Genomic DNA, 20790 nt, shown 5'->3' with positions numbered 1-20790 from the left:
ATACGTTTCCCAGTCCGCCCAGCGGGCTGTGGAGCTGGCTAAACAGGTTCTCAGGTTCTACAGATGCAATTACAACGCTCCTATCTCTCATTGCTAGTGCTTGCCATGCTGGGCGGTTGTGTCACTCAGCCAGTGGCGGCGCCCGGCGCGCCAGCCGAGCAGGTGGTGCCGCTGCCGCCAGTGAAAGACGCTCTCCGTCCTGCCCCCGTGACCAAGCCGGTGATCCAGGAAGCGTCCGATTCAGAGCCGATCATCATCCGGGGCAACGATCAGATGATCAAGCCCGGTAACGCCGGCCCTTCCACCGTCAAAGGTCCGGCCACCAGCTTCAACTTCCAGGACGCTCCCACGGCCGAAGTCATTCAGGTCATGCTGCGCGACCTGCTTAAAGTGGACTACGTCGTTCATCCCCCGCTGCCTGGCACCATCACACTGGTGACTCGCAGCCCCATCAGCGCAGACAAAGCCTTCAACCTGCTCGAAAGCGCCCTGCAGATCAACGGCGTCGTCATGGCCCGTGACTCACGCGGCACCTACCACGTGGGCACGCCCGAAGCCTTGAGCAGCATTGTTGCTGCCCCCCGCCTGGCTGGCAATGGCTCGCTGCCCCCCGGCTATGGCGCCATCATCATCCCGCTGGAGTATTTGGGCGCCCAGGAAATGGCCAGCCTCCTGCAGCCACTCATCAAGCCAGAAGCCATGGTACGAGTGGACACGCTGCGCAACGTCCTCGTCATGCGCGGAACCCGCGCCGAGGCCGAGGGCTGGCTGGATCTGGTCAACACGTTTGACGTGAACATTCTGCGAGGCATGTCCGTCGGCGTCTTCCCGCTCAAGCATACGTCGCCGACAGAGGTCCAGGCCGCACTGCAAATGCTTTCCGGCACCACCCCTGCCGCCGCAGGTGCAGCTGCAGGTGGCCTGTCTGCGGCCGCGGCAAGGGCCGCTGCGCAACGCGCCGCCACCACACGCCCGGGCACCGCAGCGCCCGCGGGTGCCGGGGCCGCAGTCCCCGTCATCGGTGGCAATGCGCTGGGCGAAGGCAGCCCTTTGTTCGGCGCGGTTCGCGTCATGCCCCTGGAGCGCCTCAATGCCGTGCTCGTGGTCACTCCCCGCTCGGCTTACCTCGACGAAATTCGCTACTGGATCGAGCAGTTTGACCGACCCAACATGAACAGCGCAGAACCGCAGTTGTTCGTCTATAAAGTGCAGAACGGCTCGGCAGATCACCTGGCTGCGCTGCTCAACGGCATATATGGCGGCACGACCGAGGGTGGCGCCGGCGGTACCGGCGCCACTGGTGTAGCGCCGGGCCTAGGCACCACCAGCAACACCACGGGCGGTTTCGGCAACACCAGCCGCACCGGTTCTACTGGCGGGGGCTTTGGTGGCACGACCGGCTCCGCATTTGGCGCTAACCCGCTTAACCGCAACGTCCCGACCAACCAGCAGCAAGCCACCGTTAGCGGCACCACCACGCTGGGGCAGTCGGTGCGTGTCATGGCGGATCGAATCAACAATACTCTGCTCATCCATGCCAAGCCCTCTGAGTATGAGCGCATAGAAACCACCTTGAAGCGGCTGGATCTCCAGCGCGCTCAGGTGCTCATTGAAGCCAGCATTGTGGAAGTGAGCCTGGGCGACGACCTGAAATACGGGCTGCAATGGGCCTTCAATAACGGCTTTGGCAATGGCTACGGCGGTTCTGGCGTACTGAACAACCAGGCTGGTGCACTGGCCTTGCCTGCAGGCTCAGGTCGCTTCGACCTGAGAGGGGCCAGTGGCGCGGCTACCGGCTTCACCTACGCGCTCAGCAATTCGGCCGGCAGAATCATTGGCGTGCTCAGTGCCCTGGCCAGCAAGTCGCTGGTCAAGGTGATCTCCAGTCCATCATTGCTGGTGCTGGACAACCATGCCGCCACCATCAGTGTGGGCACCCAGCAGCCGGTCAATGTGGGCGGTGGCTACATTACAGCGGGCGGCATCCCTACCACCGGTAACATTCAATTTAGAGACACTGGCGTCATGCTGGGAGTCACGCCCTCGGTCAACGCGGGCGATCTGGTCACGCTGGACATCAACCAGCAGGTTACCGATGTTGGCGCGGTAGACGCCAGCACCCAGCAGCCTACCTTCACGCAGCGGCAAATCCAGTCCAAGGTGGCCGTTCGCTCGGGTGAGACCGTGGTTTTGGGGGGCTGATCAAAGACAACGACGCCAGTTCCCGCAGCGGGTTGCCGCTTCTGTCTTCCATACCCGTCATTGGTGGTCTGTTTGGAACTCAGGTCAAGAATAATAATCGTACCGAGCTGCTTGTTGTTTTCACGCCCCGCGTGGTGCGTGCTGATGAAGATATTCGAGCCATCAGCCGTGAGTTGCGAGACCGCATGAGTGGTCTGACCGCTGCAGGGCTGTCTTCATTGACTCCATCAAGTATTTCTGCCCCCACATCTCCATAAAGGAGCGTCTTTTCCTATGATATTTACTCGTTCTGCTGCGCCGCGTCGTCGCACCCTGCTGGCAACTGCTGCGCTTGTTTCCAGCGTATTGCTGGCCGGTTGCGCCAGCTTTGGCCCCAAAACGCCTGAGGAAGAGGTTCGCGCCCGCGCTGAGCAGCGCTGGGCTGCCCTGGTCAAGCGAGATTTTGCCAAGGCGTACACCTATGCTCAGCCGGGCTTCCGGGCCGTCGTCAAGCCGGAGGCGTATCAAACTCGGTTCGGCAATGCCGGCAGCTGGAAAGATGCGCAAGTTCACGAGGCCACCTGCGAGGCCGCCCGTTGCACCGTTCGCGTGCGCTTGACCACCGCCATTGCCATCCCACGCTTTGCTCGCTCAATCCCTGAAGTTGTAGGCTATCATGACGAGGTTTGGGTTCGAGACGAAGGTCAATGGTGGTTTCTCGAGAAAATCTAAGTTCCAGTGTGGCTGTCAAGCCCCTGTGTGGCTTGGGTTTGCGGTCTCTGTTGCATAAACAAAACACTGCAGTAGGCTGCCAACGAATCCGATTGAACCAAAAACTCAAGCCGTGCTACGATCACTGAGCATTCCAAGAACTGGCTTGGTCCTTGCAATTATCTTTTTAATGGAGTCATAGCTATGAAGAAAAGCTTATTGGCACTCGGCGCTGTAGCCGCTCTTGGGGGCCTGGGGTTCTCTGGCGCTGCAAACGCTGTGTGGGTTGTGGATAGTGCTGCTAACGCAACTGCCCAAACACTGAGCGCATCCACTGATACCGGTGTGGGCCACATTCTGGTCACTCCTTATTTCAGCACCGCTGGTAGCACCGGCACCCTGCTGACCGTTGTCAACACCGATACCACCAACGGTAAAGCCGTTAAGGTGCGTTTCCGTGGCGCCGCCAACTCTGACGACGTGCTTGACTTTACAGTCCTGCTGTCTCCTGGCGATGTGTGGAGCGCTTCCGTAGCGCAAGGCGCTGATGGTTTCTCGCGTATGTCTTCTCCCGATACCTCGTGCGTGCTGCCTGCTCAGCCCACCGGTGAAGGCGTTGCCTTCAGCGATGCACGTCTGGATACGCGTCTGACCGCTGAAGCTCGCGCTGCTCACACCCAAGAGGGTTACGTTGAGTGGTTGACCATGGCCGACATTCGTCCTGGTACCCGTCTGTTCACAGCCACCAAGCACAAGCTGGTTGGCGGCCAAATGGTTGCTCCTTGCACGTCCGATGTGATGGCGGAATTGATGGATCCGACCACCACGATGAACGTCGATGAAGCTTCGGCTTTCGGTCTGACTGCTCCTACCGGCGGTCTGATGGGCAACTGGACCATCTACAACTCGGGCAACGTGACCTCCTACGGTGGCGCTAACTCCGCGATCGTGGCTCTGGATACCACCGCGGTGCCTCCGGCTCCTGCGTCTGCTCGCCTGTTCTTTGCCCCGCAAATCGGTGCTTCCAACCCCACCTTCCCGCCTAACGGGGGTGATGTTGCTTGGTCTACCGGCACCCACTTGGGTGAAACGGCTGACCCATTGTTGACCAACTTCGACAACGGTGGTCCAGCTGGTGGCCCAATCCTGCAAATGCTGCCGTTCGATTTGCCTGACCTCTCCACGCCTTATGTCAGCGGTTTCGGCTTCGCGGCTGCTCAATCGACTGCTCTGAGCGCAGCGATGGCTACTTCCGCTGTGATGAACGAGTGGACTGCTGGTTCTGACAACGGTGTGAACTTCTCCACTGACTGGGTGTTCTCGCAGCCAACTCGTCGCTACCATGCTGCCGTTAACTACGGAACAGGTGGGGCAACTCCTGCGGCTGTGTATAACTCGCTGTCGTCGCCTTTCTTCTATCCTCCGGCCTCGATGGTTAAGAAGACGCTGGGCGCGAACGGTGCGTTCGGTACGGTTCTGTGTCTGCAAGATGGCATTGCCACCTACCACGCCTACAACCGTGAAGAAGCCACGATCGTTCCGACCTTCAACGGCGAATGGTCTCCAGGTACCCCGGTGGGCAAGACACCTGGCTTCTGCGGAGAAGTGGCCGTTCTCACATTCGGTGAGCAGTCCAAAGCTCTGAACGCTCAGCTGACCACCTACCAAATCGGTAGCCTGCCTTCTGGCGGCGCTGGCTGGATGTCTGTGGGCCTGCCAGGCGTGACCACGATTGGCGAAGCCACCTACGCTGGCGGTCTGCCAGTGATTGGCTACGCTGCTAATACGTTCAATACGTCCGTGGGTAGCATGGTCGGTAACTATGGCGATGCTGTGACGCACCGCTACAAGCGTCCTTCGGGTCCTGCGCCAGCCATTGTGCTGCCAGCTCCAGCTGTCGAATAAAGGTTGGATTGAGTTGCACCGTAAGGTGTAACTCAATCAGGAGCTTGCTTCAATGAAAAGCGGGGTTAACACCCCGCTTTTTTTAACAATTGAAAACTCCCACATCAGTGGTCCGGTGCCTTTAGCAGAGGTTTGCGCCCTATACTTCAGGCTGTTTATCTCTGAGGTTCGTGTCCAGCAACGGCCGCACTTATCACGAATCAGGTCCTTGGCGGCAATTGCGTTTTCCGCACTCGAACTGATGGGTCAATGCATCTTCCGGGTTCCGAATGGCGACATAACGGCAGAGTACCCCGGTCTCATTTCTGAAACTGAAACTTTAATGCTTGTGTCCAGAAGCCTTTCCTCTCTATTCGTCGCAATTCTTGCAGTCCTCCCGTTAGCTTCGCAGGCGCAGTCGGTGCCGTCCGTGCAGTCAGTTGCCGCAGCGTCGAAAGCTGCCCCTGGAGCCGGTGAAACGGTGCTGATGCGTGGCCCCGGTGGTGTAGTAACTGCTGCTCAGTTGCAGGCGGCGGTGCAATTTCTGGTGCCTCCAGCGCAAAGGGAAAGTTTTTCTCCAAGCCCCAGAATATCGAACAGCTCGTTCTTTCAATTTACACTCGCCAGAATCTGGTCCAGCAAGCCAAGCAACAGGGTTTTGATCGCCAGGCAGACGTTGCCTCGATTCTTGCCTTCGCTCAGCAACAAGCGCTTTCTGATCTTTGGCTCCTCAAGCAAGCCGAAGCACGAGAGCCGACTTCGCAGCAGCTTGAGCAATACGCACGTTCTGTCTATAACGCGCAGCCCGCCGATGTGCGTGAATCTGTTCAGCTGAAGGTGCGTCACATCATGGTGGCTCCGTCGTCCACCATGGACGATGCGCAAGCCAAGGCCAAGGCAGACAGGCTGCTCGGCGAACTCAAGGCAGGGGCCAACTTCGAAGCGCTTGCACGCGCTGAATCCAGCGACAAAAGCAGCGCGGCCAAAGGCGGGGAGTTGCCGATCGTTGCCATTGGAATGCAGCTCACCCAGTTTGATGTCGCGGCTTCAAAGCTGACAAAGCCGGGCGAAATCAGCGAGGTCGTGAAAACAGAGCATGGCTACCACATCATCCAGTTGATCGAGCGTCAAGTCTCGTCGGGCTTCGAGCGACAACGCGCTGAGTTGATTGAGCAGGCCCGCGCCCGCCTGACAGCGCAATCACGCGTCGAATTGATGAAAGCTGCCCAAGACGGCGCTGAACCTGACGCGGCTGCCATTTCCGCTTTGGTGCGCGAGCCTGCCTCCAAGTAACAGGCTTTAAGAACGCAGGGCAGGTTTCAAATAATGGCCGTCCTCAGGCCATAAATGCGCCTGATTCTTGTGGGAGTGGCTTTAGAGCGTCCCAGGCCCCTTGGGGGCGCCCGGCGCTCCGAGGAGAAACAAAAAGAGGGTTTGCTTGTAGGAGCGGCTTCAGCCGCGAAGGGTTTCCTTCGGAACACAAGACACCATGGATGACGGTGACCCTTCGCGGCTGAAGCCGCTCCTACAAATGCAGGGGCGATGGAGGCCGTTTTGGGCTTACAGAGTTTTGTTTCTCATGAGCCGCGACAGGCTAATTCGAAGAGAATACCGTCCCTGCGAGTTAGGGTCGTTGAGCATTCCAAGTGTGTCCCAAGAATGCGGTGCTTTCCAAGAAAAGCATTGATTTGAAACCATGCAAATTTTGACCAGCTTGGGCGCAGACTCTCGCACTCTATGGAGCCTGCGCCGCCTGGTAGGCGTGCTCACGCGCCGGGAATTCGAGGCCCGAACGCAGGATCGGCGGGTGGCATCGTATGGCCGTGGCCACCACTGCTCGCCTCACAAGATAAGGCGGCTGACAAGCGTGAGCTTAGCCTAGTTCCGGATTTAGGCTGAAGTTAGCGCCAAACAGCCCTGACTGGTCTGCCTGCCAGGGCGTTGGTTGAGACCCGTTTTAGTGGACGCCAAAAACCTCATCAAGCGTGCGAGCGTCGAGAATGCTGCTGGCCCATCGTTCCAATTCATCCGGGCTTGCCTGACGCACCTTATCGGTCACGGCTATTCCCAGAGGGCCAAAGCGATGCACCAGTTGACGCAGCAACACGTTCGCTTCCCCTTCCTGTCGGCCTTCCTGCCGGCCTTCTTGCCGGCCTTCTTGCCGGCCTTCTTGCCGGCCTTGGGCCAGCATGCGTTGACTCCAGGTCGTCATGGTTTCATCCTCATTAGGGTATCGTCTTGCAAAAAGCTTGCGTTCATTATCGTCAAGCTGGGTGTAGGTGTCGATAAAGTCCATGTATTTGAGGCGCTTCTCGGTGCTGGGTTCCAGCTCCAGCCCACGCAGAGCAGCCGCAAAGATGTCAACGAGGCGCTCGCGCGCGTAGGCCATCGTCGGTAGGGTGATGCGGGCGACGATGTTGGTGCTGTCCTTGTAGTCGTCTGCGGGCAGCTCGTTCAAAACGGAGGAGAGATAAGAAAACGACAGAAAAGTATGAAGCTCGCTGCCGATCTGCAGTTGGCTCCGGATGCGCGTGCCGCCCTTAAGGAAGATCACGATGGGTACCACGCGATCGGTCTCCATCAACTCTGCCAGATCCAGGCAGTAGCGCCCAAGCCGGTGAATGGAAAAGCGCCCAGGATTTGTTTCTTCTTCGAAAAGAAAGAGGAGCGCTGCACGCCGTCCATCGGGCCAATCGACCTTTAGGGGAACGTCCAACTCACGAAACCGGTCGCCAAGACGATTCTTGAGTTGCTCCTGGCGGACAGGGGTAATCTTAACGTTATCGTCAATTTCCATAGCCTCTTCGGGGGCGAAGAACTGCAGCGCTTGGCGGGGATAATCAAGGATCAGGTTCTTGAAGTTTTGGTCATGACTGATAGGCTCGGGCATGCCGAAGTGTAATGTAAAAGAATTACAAAAAGCAGGTGCTGAAATTGGCACAGTTCGGACTCGGCATCGAGTTGACTCGTGTGAGGGCTCAAGAGCCGGCCGCTCGGGCCTTCATGGGCCTCATGCTTAGTGCGGCGCGTATACTCGCCGCTTCGGAAATCGGACTTCTGAATCAGCGGCGCGAAGCTATCACTACGCCGTGAGATTATTGGCGTTCCAGACCCGCCGCCTCGCGTCGCGAGCAACTGGAAGGAACAGCGTTTTTTTGCAAGTCCCGCGCACCGGTTGCCCAGTCCTGGAAGATATCCCGCTTCTCCACGGGTGAAACTTGACCAAAAAAGGGTTGCAGCGCGTTCTGAGTGCCTTCTTTGAATGCAGTGCCTGAACTAAAAACCATGCAAATTTTGACCAGTTTGGGCGCAGACTTTCGCGCTCTTTGGAGCCTGCGCCGCCTGGTAGTCGTGCTCACACGCCGTGAATTCGCTGCACGCCATGCAGGCTCGGTCGGCGGCATCGTATGGGCCTGGTTGCCACCGCTGCTCACCCTGTTTGCGTACTATCTGGTGTTCGATGTGGTGTTTTCCATGCGCCTGGGTGAGAATGCGCCCACCAGCCGGGTGGGGGCCTATCTGATCGTCGGCATGCTGCCCTGGATGGCGTTTGCTGATGCCACGCAGCGGGGTATGAATAGCTTGCTCGAAGCCGGCGGCATGCTCCAGAAAAATCCTCTGCCGCCCGCAATTTTTCCGGCGCGCTCTGTCTTGGCGAGCACGTTCGTCTTCTCGCCGCTCATTCTGTTGCTGGTGTTTTTCTACACACCTTCGCATCATTTTGCGTCTGGCGTTTTCGCGGTGCTGCCGCTCTATGCGCTGCAGATTTTGTTGTGTTTTCTGCTGGCCTATCTTCTGGCCGTGCTGGCGGCGGCACTGCGCGATGTGGTTCAGGTAGTGGGGTTCATGCTGTCGATTGGCGTCTTTTTGTCCCCCGTTCTGTTTCCGGTGACCATGTTCCCTGAAGCGTGGCGCTGGGTGTTGTGGCTGAACCCGATGTCTGCTTTTGTGATGGGCTACCAGTCTGCACTGTTGCAGGGTGCGTGGCCAGCGGTGGATGTGTGGGCGGTTGTTGGCATCTGGGTGGTGGTAGTGGGAGGTGTGCTGAACATGGCGATCTCTCGCAGTCGGGATCAGTTGGTGGATTGGCTATGAGCAGCATGAACAGTTTCACGGACAGCCGTGACTTCTCGCTTTTCCGGAAGAATTTGCCGCAAGCGAGAACCTGGGACCGCCGAGCTCCAGCTCGGCATTCTGCGTATCTGTTGCCGCTGTGGGGCCAAGTTGGAGCCCGGCGGCCCCAGGGGGCGGCATGCCGGCAGATTCCACAGGGCATGGGGTGCCGCGCATGACACAGCACGCAGAACCGATTCCCCTGCGCCTGCACAACGTAGGCAAGGAATACCTGATCTACGACTCCCCGCGCGCGCGCCTGAAAGCGCTGATCACAGGTCGTGCCCTGCATCGCAGCCAGTGGGCGTTGCGCGATGTTTCGTTTGAACTTCATCGCGGCCAGTGTCTGGGTGTGGTGGGTGCCAATGGCGCAGGCAAGAGTACGCTGCTCAAGATGATCACCGGCACGCTACAGCCTTCCCGGGGTGAAGTGCTGCGCAGTGGGCGCATCACCGCTATTTTGGAGCTCGGTGCGGGCTTCCATCCGGATTTCACGGGGCGTCAGAATCTGTATTTTGGTGGCAGCCTGATCGGTATTTCACAAGCCGATATGGCTCGCATTGAACCCGAGATCCTGGCTTTTGCGGAAATTGGTGATGCCATTGATCGTCCGGTAAAAACCTATTCTTCCGGCATGGTGGTGCGGCTTGCGTTTGCCTTGGTGACCGCGGTAGAGCCCGATGTGCTGATCATTGACGAAGCCTTGGCTGTAGGCGATCAGCATTTTCAGAAAAAGTGCATCAACCGCATTGAACAGTTCAGGCGCAATGGCTGCACCATATTGTTCTGCTCCCACAGCCCTTACCATGTGCGTCAGTTGTGCGACGTGGCGCTCTGGCTTGACGGCGGGCGTGTGATGCAGTTCGGTCCTACCGAGCCGGTGCTGGGCGCCTATGAAATGCACACCCGTCTGCTGTCCGCTCCACCGGCGGACGTGCCTGCGCCCGTGGCCGACCATGTGCCTGACGCCATGATTGTTCCCACCGAGCAGATTGACGCGGTGGTCGATCCTGCAGCAAGCGCCGCCACTGCGGCGGCAGCCCCCGCACAGCCGGTTCAGGCTGACGTCACCGCCACCATTCTTTCAGTCGACATTGCCAACCTGGGTGAGGGTGATCCGCCCCTACTCGACAGCCGAGACTTGGTGGCCACCATCACGGTACGTGGGCATGGACGGGAGCGACCGAACATCGGCTTCATGATCGAGCAGTCTCGGGGCGTGGGGATCACTTCGCTGGCCACTCATGAAGAAGGTGCGCACCCTACCGAGGTAGAGCCGGGCGTTTGGCGCTCCGTGCTCACGTTTCCGAACCTACCTCTGCACAGCGGTCAGTATGTCATCAGCGCTTATCTGTTCGACGAGAGCGGTTTGGTGGTGTACGACCAGTGGTACCAGTTCATGCATTTCAGCTTTGTCATGCCGACGTTGATGCCCGGACTGGTTAAATTACCGCACCATTGGGCTTGAAATTTGGTTGTCCTATGGGAGTGGCGTGCAAAATGCTGCCTTACCTGTTTTTTACCCAGGAACCCATCGAATGTTGTATTTGTAGGAGCGGCTTTAGAGGGTGTCGCAAAACGGCCTAGTTCTTCTTCCCTCTCCCTCCGGGAGAGGGCCAGGGTGAGGGCAGCGGCGCATGATCTGAGACTGTCTTTGGGCGCGCTCCCTCACCCCAACCCTCTCCCGAAAGGAGAGGGGGCAATCGCCACTGCTGCACCAACCACTTTAACGACAGCCTCTTCAGCCGCGAAAAGCGACCTTCTGTAGAGAGATATCATTCGCGGCTAAAGCCGCTCCTACAACCTGACCGAACTTGTGGCGTGACTAAGTTCTCAAGTTTCGGGGATGAGTTGGTAGTGCGCCAGCGCTCTGTCGGTCTCTCTCCGCGTAGAGGACGCAATCCCACAGATGCGAAGCTTGTAAACAGCCCTTTTTAGCCGTTCAAGCCTCGGCCCTGTTACGAAAACCCATTGAAATCCAATGACATCTGAACAAGACGCTACAGTATTACTTCAGCAAGCCGAAACGCTGCTGGCCTCGGGTGACCATTCGACTGCGGCAAAAATTCTTTCTGTTGCCCGCAGTATTCCTGCCACGCGCCTGGCTGCGCACAATCTGATCGAGCGTCACAAGCTCAATGGTGCATTTGCCGAATGGATGGGCCTCAATTGCGAGATTTCGCCCCGCGACGACATCTATCGGTTCTTTGACGGCCACCCCACTTCCATCAACCCCTTGCGCGATTACCTTGCGGACGGTTGGCGCACCCTGGCGGAGCTGATGCTGTTGCTTGAATCGGTCGGGCGTCCGCTACTTGGCGTAAAGAGTTTCCTGGAGTTTGCCAGCGGCCATGGCCGTTTCACACGCCATCTGGTCAAAGCCATAGGCGCGGAGCGAGTGACTGCGTCTGACGTGGTGTCCGATGCAGTCGATTTCGCGCGCGATACCTTGAATGTGCAATCCTTCCTCTCGGCTGCGAGGCCCGAAGAGCTCACCTGCCCGCAGCGCTACGATGTTGTGTTTGTATTGTCCTTGTTCAGCCACCTGCCGGCCAGCAGCTGGTCACGCTGGTTGACACGGCTGTATGACTGTGTGGCTCCAGGTGGCCTGTTGGTGTTCACTACTCATGGAGCCGAGGCTGTGCGGCGCCAGGGTGTCACGCTGGATGGTGAGGGCTTTTTCTTTGCGCCGTCGAGCGAATCCAACGCTATTGACTCGCAGGAATATGGCACTGCGTTTACCAGCGCAGAGTATGTGCAGTCGCAAATTGCTAGCCACTTAGGCAGCGACCGGTTACTGCGTCATGCCCCTACCTGGTTCTGGCATCACCAGGATGCGTGGGTGCTTGAGCGCACATAGGGTCTGCGCGTCTGAGTTTTATCATGCTATCTTTGTAGGAGCGGCTTTAGCCGCGAAGGCCTACCTAGCTAACGAAAGACTTGCGTGGTGGGGTGACCCTTCGCGGCTAAAGCCGCTCCTACAAGAAAATTCAGGTCTCAACCTATCACGCACCATATGACTAAGGACGTGAGTTCAGCGGTCAACCCCTGTTATTTTCTTAACCAGGATTTGACCCTGGTCTGCCACCTCAGCGGAATAGCGCGCGCTACGCCCGCGAGCACCGGCATGGAACGCAGGCGTACCAGCACTGACAACAGAAGGCCCTTGCCACCCTCACCAGCTGAGGCTGCGGAAGACTGGTAGCGCAACAAAGTTTGGAGCTCAGGTTCTGCACCCGATGAGGCTGTCGAAAAGCCCGCCCAAATACTCATTGGCATACCACACGGCAGGATCACCGACCCCCGCACGTGCCAGCAATTCATGCTGCGCACTGGTTTCAATCGGCAGCACAGAAGCTGGCCCCTTGCCCGTGGCGAAGTGGCGCGAGCGAATGTCCTCAAAAAAGGCCAGCCATTGGGCTGGGGATTGCTTCAAGGAGTAACCCAGGTCCAGGCGCGGCCAGTCAGCCGCTCCGCGAATGCACCAAGCTCTGGCGCCACCACAGGCCAGCCGCCCAGCAAACATGCTGAAAGGGTATAACTGTAAGTCTCGGGCCATTGCGCAGGGAACCAGATCAAATCGGGCTGGAGCCATTCCAGGAGAGACGGGAGGTCTTCTTCCTCATAGCGGCCATGCACGGTCAGGTGCGCATGTGGCTGGGTGCGCAGTGCGCGGTAGCCGTAACCGATGAGGTGAAACTCTACAGGCGCACCCTGTTTTGCTGCGGCCACGGCCACGTCTTCGAGCAGGTCTGCGCCCTTGATGATGCTGAGCGCACCAATGACGGCCACCTTGAGCGGACGTGACCCTTCCAGGCGGGCAGGCTCTGGCTGGGGCAGGAGGGTGGTTGGGCTTATGTCAGTGTGAGGCACCACGCGCGCGGTGGTGCCTGGTACGAGTTTGACTATCCGGGCCAAAGCATCGCGCGCGGGCGCCAGCAGAAATCTTGCCTCAGAGAGAAAAGCCGCGTGGTTGCGACGCCAGGTGACGATATCCACACCTCCCGGTGCCGGAGAATCTTTAAGGCAGGTGGCGCACTGGTCTACACCGAGCTCGCCGCAATACGCGTTGCTTCGGTCGGTGAGCGAGATCTGGGGGCAGATCGTGAAGTAATCGTGCGCTGTGAAGTCGTAGCTGACGCCCAGTTGCTCTGGCAGCGAGCGGACGAAATCGCCGTGGCCCAGCAGGTGGTGGTAGTGCAAGTGCTGCACGTCAAAGCGACGCAGTGTCTCAAGAAAAGCAGGCTGGTCACCAGGCAGGGTAAAGACCAGCTCGAAGCTTTCTCCCGGGTCTGGAAGACGCAAGCTCACGCGCTGGCCGGGCAGGGGCCTGAGCACGAGGAACTGGGCACGTTCGCGCAGGGTAGAGGCGAGTTCGTGCACGTGGCGCTCGGTGCCGCCTTGGCGGTCGTGCATTACGGCCAGTATGACTGGGCGGCCTCCGTCGAGAATTCGCCCAATGTCGGCGGCTAAGCGCGCAGCGCGGGCAGGGTCGGCCTGCACGAAGCGCATGACGTCGCCCTCATAGCGCGGGTGCAGCCGGCGCAGCGTTTCCATGGCGGCACGTTCGCGCGGGGTCTTGCCGGCGCCAAAACTTACGCCGCCAGCGTGGCGAACGAAGGTGTCCAGCAAGTGAAAATTGCGCCAACCAGCACCGGACGCGCGGATGCAGAAATCGTTCTCCTCACCGTAGCCTTTGCCAAAATTTTCCACATCGAACAGGCCGACGGCTTGCAGTGCATCGCGGCGGATGTACATGCAAAAGCCTACTCCCGTGGGCACATCGACTACCTGACCGGGGTTGGCGCGCGCGTACAGTGCATCCAGCCTCGCCGTGTCCCAGCCCTCGGGCAGCTCGTTGTCGGCGCAGAACTGAGGGTAGCTGCAAATGGTGGCGTTGTTGGAGAACGGCGTGACCGAAGCTACCCGCTGGTCGCAATAGGCCGCGGCGCGCATGCGGTCCAGCCAGTCGTTGGCAACCTCTGCGTCGCTGTTGAGCAGCAGAACGTCGTGGGCTTGAGAGAGCGCCATGCCTCGGTTGACCGTGCCCACGAACCCAAGATTTTCTTCGTTCTCAAGCAGTTCAATGCGTTCGTCTGTGGCAGCGATCTCGCGTAACCAGGCGGTAACTTCCGGCTCGGGGCTCGCATCGTTGATAACGATGAGGCGCCAAGGCGTGCGGCAGTCTGCGTTCAGAGCCGAGAGAATGCAGCACTGCGTGTCTGCCAGTCCTTTATAGACCGGCACGATGATGTCCACCGGCTGCTCAGGCGGTGTCATGGCCTGCATAGGCGGTGGTTCAGGGGCCGCCTGGAGTGCGGAGCCACGGCCGAGCAGGCGATCCACCTTCATTTTGGCTTGAACCAGGGGCCGGCTGGCACGAAAAACAGTGGAGTTTTCAAGGAACTGGATGTGCTGAACGGCTTCGTCACGCTGTTCCTGCAAATGCGCCAATTGGGTTTTCCATTCTCGGCGCAACTTCGTCAGCGTTTGCTGATGATCGGCTATTTCACGCGCATGGCGCTCGACAATTTCCTCCCGCTCGCGCTCGATCCGCTCGCCAATCTCACTTAACTCCCGCTGATGTCTCGTCTGCAGTTCTTCTCGGTTCAGGTTGATTCGGCGTTCGGCCAGCTTTGCTCGCCCTTCCAGTTCAGCCACAGCGCCGGACAAGGCAAGGTAGTCAGCCGACATGGGCCAGCCTACTTCCAACTCGAGGTGCCCGCCTGTCGCCGCAGCGACGATTGCGGAGGCGATCGGTAACTCGATAAAGGGATCATTGCCATACAGCAGCGCAAGCAGTGTGGGAGACACGCCACCGAACGGGCGGAACAAGATGTCCTGGCGGGCAGCACCTTCAAGCGTGGCGCCGTCGTCACCACGCCATTGCCACAGCACGGTTCCGTCGGCTGCATGCAGTCGCATGGCGTGAAAGTGGATAAAGCCCGGGCGGTCGGCAGGGTCTAACCGCAAGCTACTTGCGGCAGTGGCTGCGGGCAGCTGAAAGCTGAGGGTTTGCCGAGCCTGGCCGATGACGCCGGCCGCTGTAATTTTGTTTTCTTGGGCGTAGGAGAAGACCCGGGGAGTGTCTTCATTTTCAGTGCTGGTGCCGAGGAAAAGCTCAGCGGTGAAGAAGGCCTGCGCCGGCAGTGGCGCAGCACCAAGCGGTGAGGAGGGCGCGGCAGCCTGTTCGCTGGATGAGAGAGGGCGAATGACGGCGATGAACTGGTATGTCAGCGCGTCGGGTAAAGCCAGAAGGTGTCGCGCGACGGCAGGGGGCAGAGCGTCGAAGGCTGAGCGGAACTCGGAATCTGGCAGGGCCCGCTCAATGGTTTCCAGATGTTCGCTCGCCCAGCGTTGCTCAGCCAGGAAGCGCTGTAGGCTTTGGCGGGTGTAGAAGTGAACGTGTGTTTCGTCCAGCAGTCCTTCAGGGCGATAGAGGAATTCGCCCGCCATCAACTCGGCGATCAACCCGCTGTAAGCGATGTTCGGAATAGAAAGCAGCACACGCCCGCCCGGTGCTAGCAACTGCTTACACTCATCCAGTACGCGTCCGGCCTGGCGGATATGCTCCAGCACATCGGCGCAGATGATGATGTCGTAGCTGGCGGCTTCGAACAAGCCGGGCAGATGAACGGCGTCCAGGTCAGCAACCTCCACCCGCCGGTAATGGGATGAGGCCAGCTTCGCCTCATCGGCGCTGATGGTCAGGCCGTCTATGACGATATTCTTCAGCGGTGGGGTGTCGCTCTGGCTGCGGGTCAGCAGGTGGCGGCCAATAGCACCGCTGCCGCAGCCAAGGTCGAGCACTCGCGCGCCAGGCGGTATGTGGCTGGCCAGGACCGAGAGTGAACTACGTTCGTTGGAGTCGATTTGCCGTTCGTAGACGTGCAGCGGATGAGGAGTAGGCGCCATGAAAATCATTGACCCCAAAGGGCGTAAAACGCCGTCGGGACGCGAAAAAAATTTCTGCGAAGCGCCTTCCCCCGGGGTAAGGGCGTGATGCTACCATGCACGGCTTTTGCCATTGCAACCGATTTTGCGGTTGTTTCAGCCTTTGCCTTTGCCTTTGCCTTTGCAGTTTCTACGGACAATCCATCCATTGCAGAGTTTGAAGAGTACCGCCGACTTCGGTGATTTCCACACATGATTTCCCTCGCGCTGCTCGCTTTCATGCTGTCCTTGGTGCTCACGTTGTGGGTGCGCCGCGCGTTTCTGCGCTCGTGTACTGTCTACTCGCCTGACGCGCCACAGCGGTTTCACCTGGGACACGTTCCTCGTGTGGGCGGGCTGGGACTCTTGGCCGGCTGGTCCCTGGCAATGGCGGCGCTGCCGGTGCTGCAGTGGGCAGGTATGGCAGGCAACATCAATCTGGATATTCGCCTGCACCATTGGTTGCTGATGCTTCTGCCTGCCTTCACGGGCGGAGTGCTGGAAGATCTGACGCAGCGGCTGGCGGTGCGCTGGCGGCTGTTGCTTACGGTGAGCTCGGGCTTGTTGGCTTGGTGGTTGCTGGGTGTCTCGGTACCCAGTCTGGGGTTTGAGTGGATCGACGGCTTCTGGAGCCAGTGGCCATGGCTGGGTGTCGCACTTGCCATTCTGGCGGTCACCGGATTGCCGCATGCATTCAACATCATTGACGGCTACAACGGCCTGGCCGGCGCGGTGGCGCTGGTGGTGTGCTTGGCTCTGGCTCATGTCGCATTGCAGGTAGGCGATCGCGAACTGGCTGCCATGGCCATTGTGCTGGCCGCAGCAACTGCGGGGTTCCTGGTATGGAACTACCCACGTGGCCTGATTTTCGCGGGAGATGCTGGCGCCTACGTCTGGGGGCTGCTGATTGCCACCCTCAGCCTGTTGCTGGTGCAGCGTCACCCGATCGTGTCTCCCTGGTTCCCTCTGCTGCTCTTGATGTACCCCGTGTGGGAGACCGTGTTTTCCATGTACCGCAAGCTTTGGCGCGGCAATTCGCCGGGCATGGCCGATGCGCTTCATCTGCATCAGTTGGTATACCGTCGGCTGGTGCGCAGCGTGCTGCACGAAGACGAGGCCAAGAACATGCTCAAGCGCAACAACCGCACGGCCCCCTACTTGTGGAGCTTTATCGTGTTGACCGTGGTGCCTGCGATCCTCTTTTGGCGCTACGACGGCCTGTTGGTGGCGTTCTGTGTATTGTTTGCGGTTAGCTACGTGGTGGCCTACGTGATGCTGGTACGCTTTAAAGTGCCGCGCGTGCTGCAGCCACCAAGAGGCTAGGGATGCCCTGCATAACCCTCGCGAGTCGGAGGTAGTGCGGATCGGGATGAGGCGCAAGGCGTCTTTTTGCAGCCAATAGCCGAGCTATTGGCAAGAAAAGCAACGCAGCGGATCGCCCGAGGCCGTGCTGCCACAGACCGCAGGGAGTTATGCAGGGCATCCCTAGTGTCCTGAATTGCAAATTCGTTGAACAAATCCACCGACAATCGCCGCCATGCTGCGTCACAAAGCCTCGCGATACCACTCGGTATCACTGCGTTTTGTTCCTTGCCCGGCACCGATTTCGGCAGATTTGTTTTTTCAACGAGCTTACAACTCAGGACACTAGTCGTTGGCCTTGTTATCTATTATTGCCACTTTCTTCACCTCAATCGTTTTTTGGCCATGACCACTGACGTCCTTCAAATTTCCCCGCGCGACAAGGCCGAAATTCTGGCCCAGGCATTGCCCTACATTCGCAAGTTCCATGGCAAGACCATGGTCATCAAGTATGGAGGCAACGCCATGACCGATCCTGCACTGCAGCAGGATTTCGCGGAGGACGTGGTGTTGCTCAAACTAGTGGGCATGAATCCGGTGGTGGTGCATGGCGGTGGTCCGCAGATTGAAACCGCGCTGAAGCGTCTGGGCAAGGAAGGCCGGTTCATTCAAGGCATGCGGGTGACCGATGCTGAAACCATGGAAGTGGTCGAATGGGTATTGGGCGGTGAGGTGCAGCAGGACATCGTTGGCCTCATCAATCAGGCCGGTGGAAAGGCGGTGGGCCTCACGGGCCGCGACGGCGGCCTGATTCGTGCCCGCAAGTTGAAAATGCTTGATCAGAAAGACCCGAACGTAGAGCACGATGTGGGGCAGGTCGGCGATATTGAGCAGATCGATCCCGGCGTGGTCAAGGCGCTGCAGGATGATGCCTTCATACCGGTGGTCAGCCCAATAGGCTTTGGCGCCAACAATGAAAGCTACAACATCAACGCCGATGTCGTCGCAGCAAGGTTGGCGATGGAGTTGAAGGCTGAAAAATTGCTCATGCTCACCAATATTCCTGGTGTGCTGGACAAGCAGGGCCAACTGCTGCCTGAGCTGACGCCTGCGGGCATCGATGCACTGGTGGCCGATGGCACCATCAGCGGTGGCATGCTTCCCAAGATCGCCGGTGCACTTGATGCAGCCAGAAGCGGCGTGAATGCAGTGCACATCATCGATGGTCGCGTGCCACATGCACTCCTGCTGGAGGTGCTGGGAGACCAGGCGTTCGGCACCATGATCAGAGCCGGCAACTGACGCTCATTTTCCCTTTGGTAGGTTGGTGCTGAGCGAAGCGAAGCCCAACAGGCGGCGTATTCATGGGAGAAGCTGCTTGTTGGGCTTCCTCCGTCAGCCCAACCTACCGGCCGGCGCCCATCAGCTCTTTGTGTAGGTTGGTGCTGAGCGAAGCGAAGCCCAACATGTCCTGGACGTTTCCCTCTGCTCTACGCTGGCACCTCTGATGTTGGCGTTGAGCGCAACCAGTCGGCAAGATGTTCACGGAACCCCCGCTAGAACGAATGGCGCTTGCTTTAGGTGAATGCGATTCAAGGAGCTTTGCTGCTGTAGGAGCGGCTTTAGCCGCGAAACGCCTGCGCCACAAACATAGCTATTTACCGAGCGCAGGCCCTTCGCGGCTAAAGCCGCTCTTACAGGAAATACGCTTCCTAAGACTAGGTCGCGACCTTAAGTAAGTGCGATTCCCGCTAGAATCAATTCGAAACAATTGATTCAACATGCACCCTGCCGACGAACTTTCTACCGTTCGCAAGCGCCCGAAGCCGGGCGAGCGCCGGGTGCAGATTTTGCAAATTCTGGCTGAAATGCTGGAGCAGCCTGGTTCGGAGCGCATCACGACCGCTGCGCTGGCTGCGCGCCTGGAGGTGAGTGAGGCGGCGCTTTACCGCCACTTTGCCAGCAAGGCGCAGATGTTCGAGGCACTGATTGATTTCATTGAAAGCAGCGTGTTCGGGCTAATCAACCAGATCAGCGACCGCGAGCCGCCAGGGCGGCAGCAAGCCGCTCGCATGGTTGCAATGGTGCTGCAATTTGGGGAAAAGAACCCCGGCATGGCACGCGTCATGGTGGGAGATGCGCTGGTGTACGAGCATGAGCGCCTCCAGCAGCGCATGAACATGCTGTTTGACAAACTCGAAGCCGCGTTGCGCCAGTGCCTGCGCGATGGTGCAACCGTGTCTGGTGAACAGCCTGCTCCAGAACGTGACGGGCAAGTGACTGCCTCGGTGTTGACAGCCTTTGTGGTGGGGCGACTGCAGCGTTTCGCACGCTCGGGGTTCAGACGCTCGCCCCTGGAGCACCAGCAAGCGAGCTTGAGGCTATTGCTGGGGTAGGGCTTGTCAGTAATTACCTAAGCCAAATTTGGGATCATCGCGGGGTTCTTGTGGGAGCAGCTTTAGAGCTTCCCACGCCCGTTGGGTTGCCCGGCGTTCCGGGGAGAAACAAAGAGGGTTTGCTTGTAGGAGCGGCTTCAGCCGCGATTGGTTTCCTTTGGAGCGCAAGACGCCATTGATGACGGTGACCCATCGCGGCTGAAGCCGCTCCTACAGGGAGCCCTCTGGTCTATCCACAAGTGCCGGGTGCCGAAAGGCCCCTGGGATGCTCTGAGCCCGTTTCAGCGTCGAATGTGCACTTAAGGATGCCCTGCATAACTCCCTGCGGTCTGTGGCAGCACGGTCTCGGGCGATCCGCTGCGTTGCTTTTCTTGCCAATAGCTGGGCTATTGGCTGCAAAAAGACGCCTTGCGCCTCATCCCGATCCGCACTACCACCGACTCGCGAGGGTTATGCAGGACATCCTTAAGTAAAAAGAATACTTTAGAAATAAGTATAAATACTCATAAAAAAATTCACTGAGGACTTGGCAAAGGCGCCGGACTGACGCAAAATAAAACGACCGTTCGTTTTATTTTTAACATGACTTCCACACTTCGAGTCGCGCGCCGTGAGGCTGGTGCCGGAAGCGCCAGGGTGCCGCGCGCACTCCCCAAAGGCCAGCAGACCAAGGTCGCCATCGTCGATGCTGCCCTGCGCATGGCCTCTCAACTTGGCCTGGAGGGGTTGTCCATCGGTGCGCTGGCCGAGGTGATGGGCATGAGCAAGTCCGGTGTTTTTGCCCATTTTGGCTCGCGCGAAGAGTTGCAGATTTCGGTCGTGAACGAGTATTACGTCAGGTTCGAGCGCGACGTTTTCTGTCCGGCCATGAAGGAGCCGCGCGGGCTGCCGCGCTTGCGTGCTTTGTTTATGAACTGGATGCGCCACACCGGTGCCGAACTTGATTCCGGCTGCATCTTCGTCAGCGGTGCCGTGGAGTTCGATGACAAACCCGGCCCTGTGCACGATGCGCTGGCCCGGTCGGTGGGGTCATGGCTGGAAGCCATGGCGCGTGCAGCTCGGCAGGCCCGCGAAGAGGGTCACCTGGCGCCAGACCTCGACGAACGGCAGGTCACCTTCGAGATTCACGCGCTGATTCTTGCCTTGCACTACGAGGCGCGTTTCTTGCAACTGCCTGGCGCCGTCGAGCGCGCCATGCGCGGTTTTGAAAGTATCCTTTCGCGTTACAGCCATCACCGCTGATTTTTCTCTCAACATACTTGGTTTTCAA

14 protein-coding genes and 1 pseudogene are annotated in these 20790 nt (G+C 58.8%); 12 read left to right on the top strand and 3 right to left on the bottom strand.

Annotated features, from left to right (window positions below):
* The first annotated feature begins 63 nt into the window (after positions 1-63).
* The 5 genes and pseudogenes from gspD to AAAK34_RS18245 all read left to right on the top strand — a co-directional run bounded on the left by gspD (position 64) and on the right by AAAK34_RS18245 (position 6069).
* Positions 64-2459 (top strand): annotated as a pseudogene (gene gspD / locus AAAK34_RS18265) (type II secretion system secretin GspD).
* A 16-nt stretch (positions 2460-2475) separates the two neighbouring features.
* Positions 2476-2913 carry a DUF4864 domain-containing protein gene (locus tag AAAK34_RS18260; RefSeq protein ID WP_231694800.1) on the top strand — a complete coding sequence of 146 codons (438 nt, stop codon included), beginning with the start codon at positions 2476-2478 and terminating at the stop codon, positions 2911-2913.
* Positions 2914-3096: 183 nt separating this feature from the next.
* Positions 3097-4797 carry a hypothetical protein gene (locus tag AAAK34_RS18255; RefSeq protein ID WP_231694801.1) on the top strand — a complete coding sequence of 567 codons (1701 nt, stop codon included), beginning with the start codon at positions 3097-3099 and terminating at the stop codon, positions 4795-4797.
* Between the two features lie 52 nt (positions 4798-4849).
* Positions 4850-5611, top strand: coding sequence for a hypothetical protein (locus tag AAAK34_RS18250; protein WP_431777542.1), 762 nt, complete (start codon positions 4850-4852; stop codon positions 5609-5611).
* Complete coding sequence (locus AAAK34_RS18245; protein ID WP_431777541.1) at positions 5590-6069, top strand: peptidylprolyl isomerase; 480 nt, start codon at positions 5590-5592, stop codon at positions 6067-6069. Before AAAK34_RS18250 ends, AAAK34_RS18245 begins: the two co-directional genes overlap by 22 nt.
* 664 nt (positions 6070-6733) lie before the next feature.
* On the opposite strand, the gene AAAK34_RS18240 is transcribed toward AAAK34_RS18245, so the two are convergent.
* On the bottom strand, positions 6734-7666 hold the full coding sequence (locus AAAK34_RS18240) for a DUF4351 domain-containing protein (protein WP_231694803.1): 933 nt from the start codon (positions 7664-7666) through the stop codon (positions 6734-6736).
* Between the two features lie 395 nt (positions 7667-8061).
* Here AAAK34_RS18240 and AAAK34_RS18235 point away from each other — a divergent pair, with 395 nt between their 5' ends.
* The 3 genes from AAAK34_RS18235 to AAAK34_RS18225 all read left to right on the top strand — a co-directional run bounded on the left by AAAK34_RS18235 (position 8062) and on the right by AAAK34_RS18225 (position 11749).
* Positions 8062-8871, top strand: coding sequence for an ABC transporter permease (locus AAAK34_RS18235; protein ID WP_231694804.1), 810 nt, complete (start codon positions 8062-8064; stop codon positions 8869-8871).
* A 193-nt stretch (positions 8872-9064) separates the two neighbouring features.
* A complete protein-coding gene (locus AAAK34_RS18230) occupies positions 9065-10357 on the top strand; it encodes an ABC transporter ATP-binding protein (RefSeq protein WP_231694805.1) in 1293 nt (430 codons plus the stop codon).
* A 513-nt stretch (positions 10358-10870) separates the two neighbouring features.
* On the top strand, positions 10871-11749 hold the full coding sequence (locus tag AAAK34_RS18225) for a class I SAM-dependent methyltransferase (protein WP_231694806.1): 879 nt from the start codon (positions 10871-10873) through the stop codon (positions 11747-11749).
* 363 nt (positions 11750-12112) lie between these two features.
* Here AAAK34_RS18225 and AAAK34_RS18220 read toward each other — a convergent pair whose 3' ends face one another.
* Entirely contained in the window at positions 12113-12325 is a 213-nt protein-coding gene (locus AAAK34_RS18220) for a hypothetical protein (RefSeq protein WP_431777540.1), read from the bottom strand.
* Positions 12322-15804 carry a methyltransferase domain-containing protein gene (locus AAAK34_RS18215; protein ID WP_431777539.1) on the bottom strand — a complete coding sequence of 1161 codons (3483 nt, stop codon included), beginning with the start codon at positions 15802-15804 and terminating at the stop codon, positions 12322-12324. Before AAAK34_RS18215 ends, AAAK34_RS18220 begins: the two co-directional genes overlap by 4 nt.
* A gap of 231 nt (positions 15805-16035) precedes the next feature.
* On the opposite strand from AAAK34_RS18215, the gene AAAK34_RS18210 reads away from it, so the two are divergent.
* The 4 genes from AAAK34_RS18210 (at position 16036) to AAAK34_RS18195 (ending at position 20762) form a co-directional block, all read left to right on the top strand.
* The gene (locus tag AAAK34_RS18210; protein WP_231694808.1) at positions 16036-17145 is read left to right on the top strand and encodes an MraY family glycosyltransferase; all 1110 of its coding nucleotides are present in this window, start codon (positions 16036-16038) and stop codon (positions 17143-17145) included.
* A 384-nt stretch (positions 17146-17529) separates the two neighbouring features.
* Positions 17530-18426 carry an acetylglutamate kinase gene (gene argB / locus AAAK34_RS18205; RefSeq protein ID WP_231694854.1) on the top strand — a complete coding sequence of 299 codons (897 nt, stop codon included), beginning with the start codon at positions 17530-17532 and terminating at the stop codon, positions 18424-18426.
* A 479-nt stretch (positions 18427-18905) separates the two neighbouring features.
* A complete protein-coding gene (slmA, locus tag AAAK34_RS18200; RefSeq protein ID WP_231694809.1) occupies positions 18906-19520 on the top strand; it encodes a nucleoid occlusion factor SlmA in 615 nt (204 codons plus the stop codon).
* Positions 19521-20102: 582 nt separating this feature from the next.
* Entirely contained in the window at positions 20103-20762 is a 660-nt protein-coding gene (locus AAAK34_RS18195; protein WP_231694810.1) for a TetR/AcrR family transcriptional regulator, read from the top strand.
* Positions 20763-20790 lie beyond the last annotated feature (28 nt).

The organism is Ottowia caeni (assembly GCF_050821495.1).
GTDB lineage: Bacteria > Pseudomonadota > Gammaproteobacteria > Burkholderiales > Burkholderiaceae_C > Ottowia > Ottowia caeni.
The sequence above is the reverse complement of the archived record's forward strand: the minus strand, read 5'-3'. Positions and strand labels throughout refer to the sequence as shown.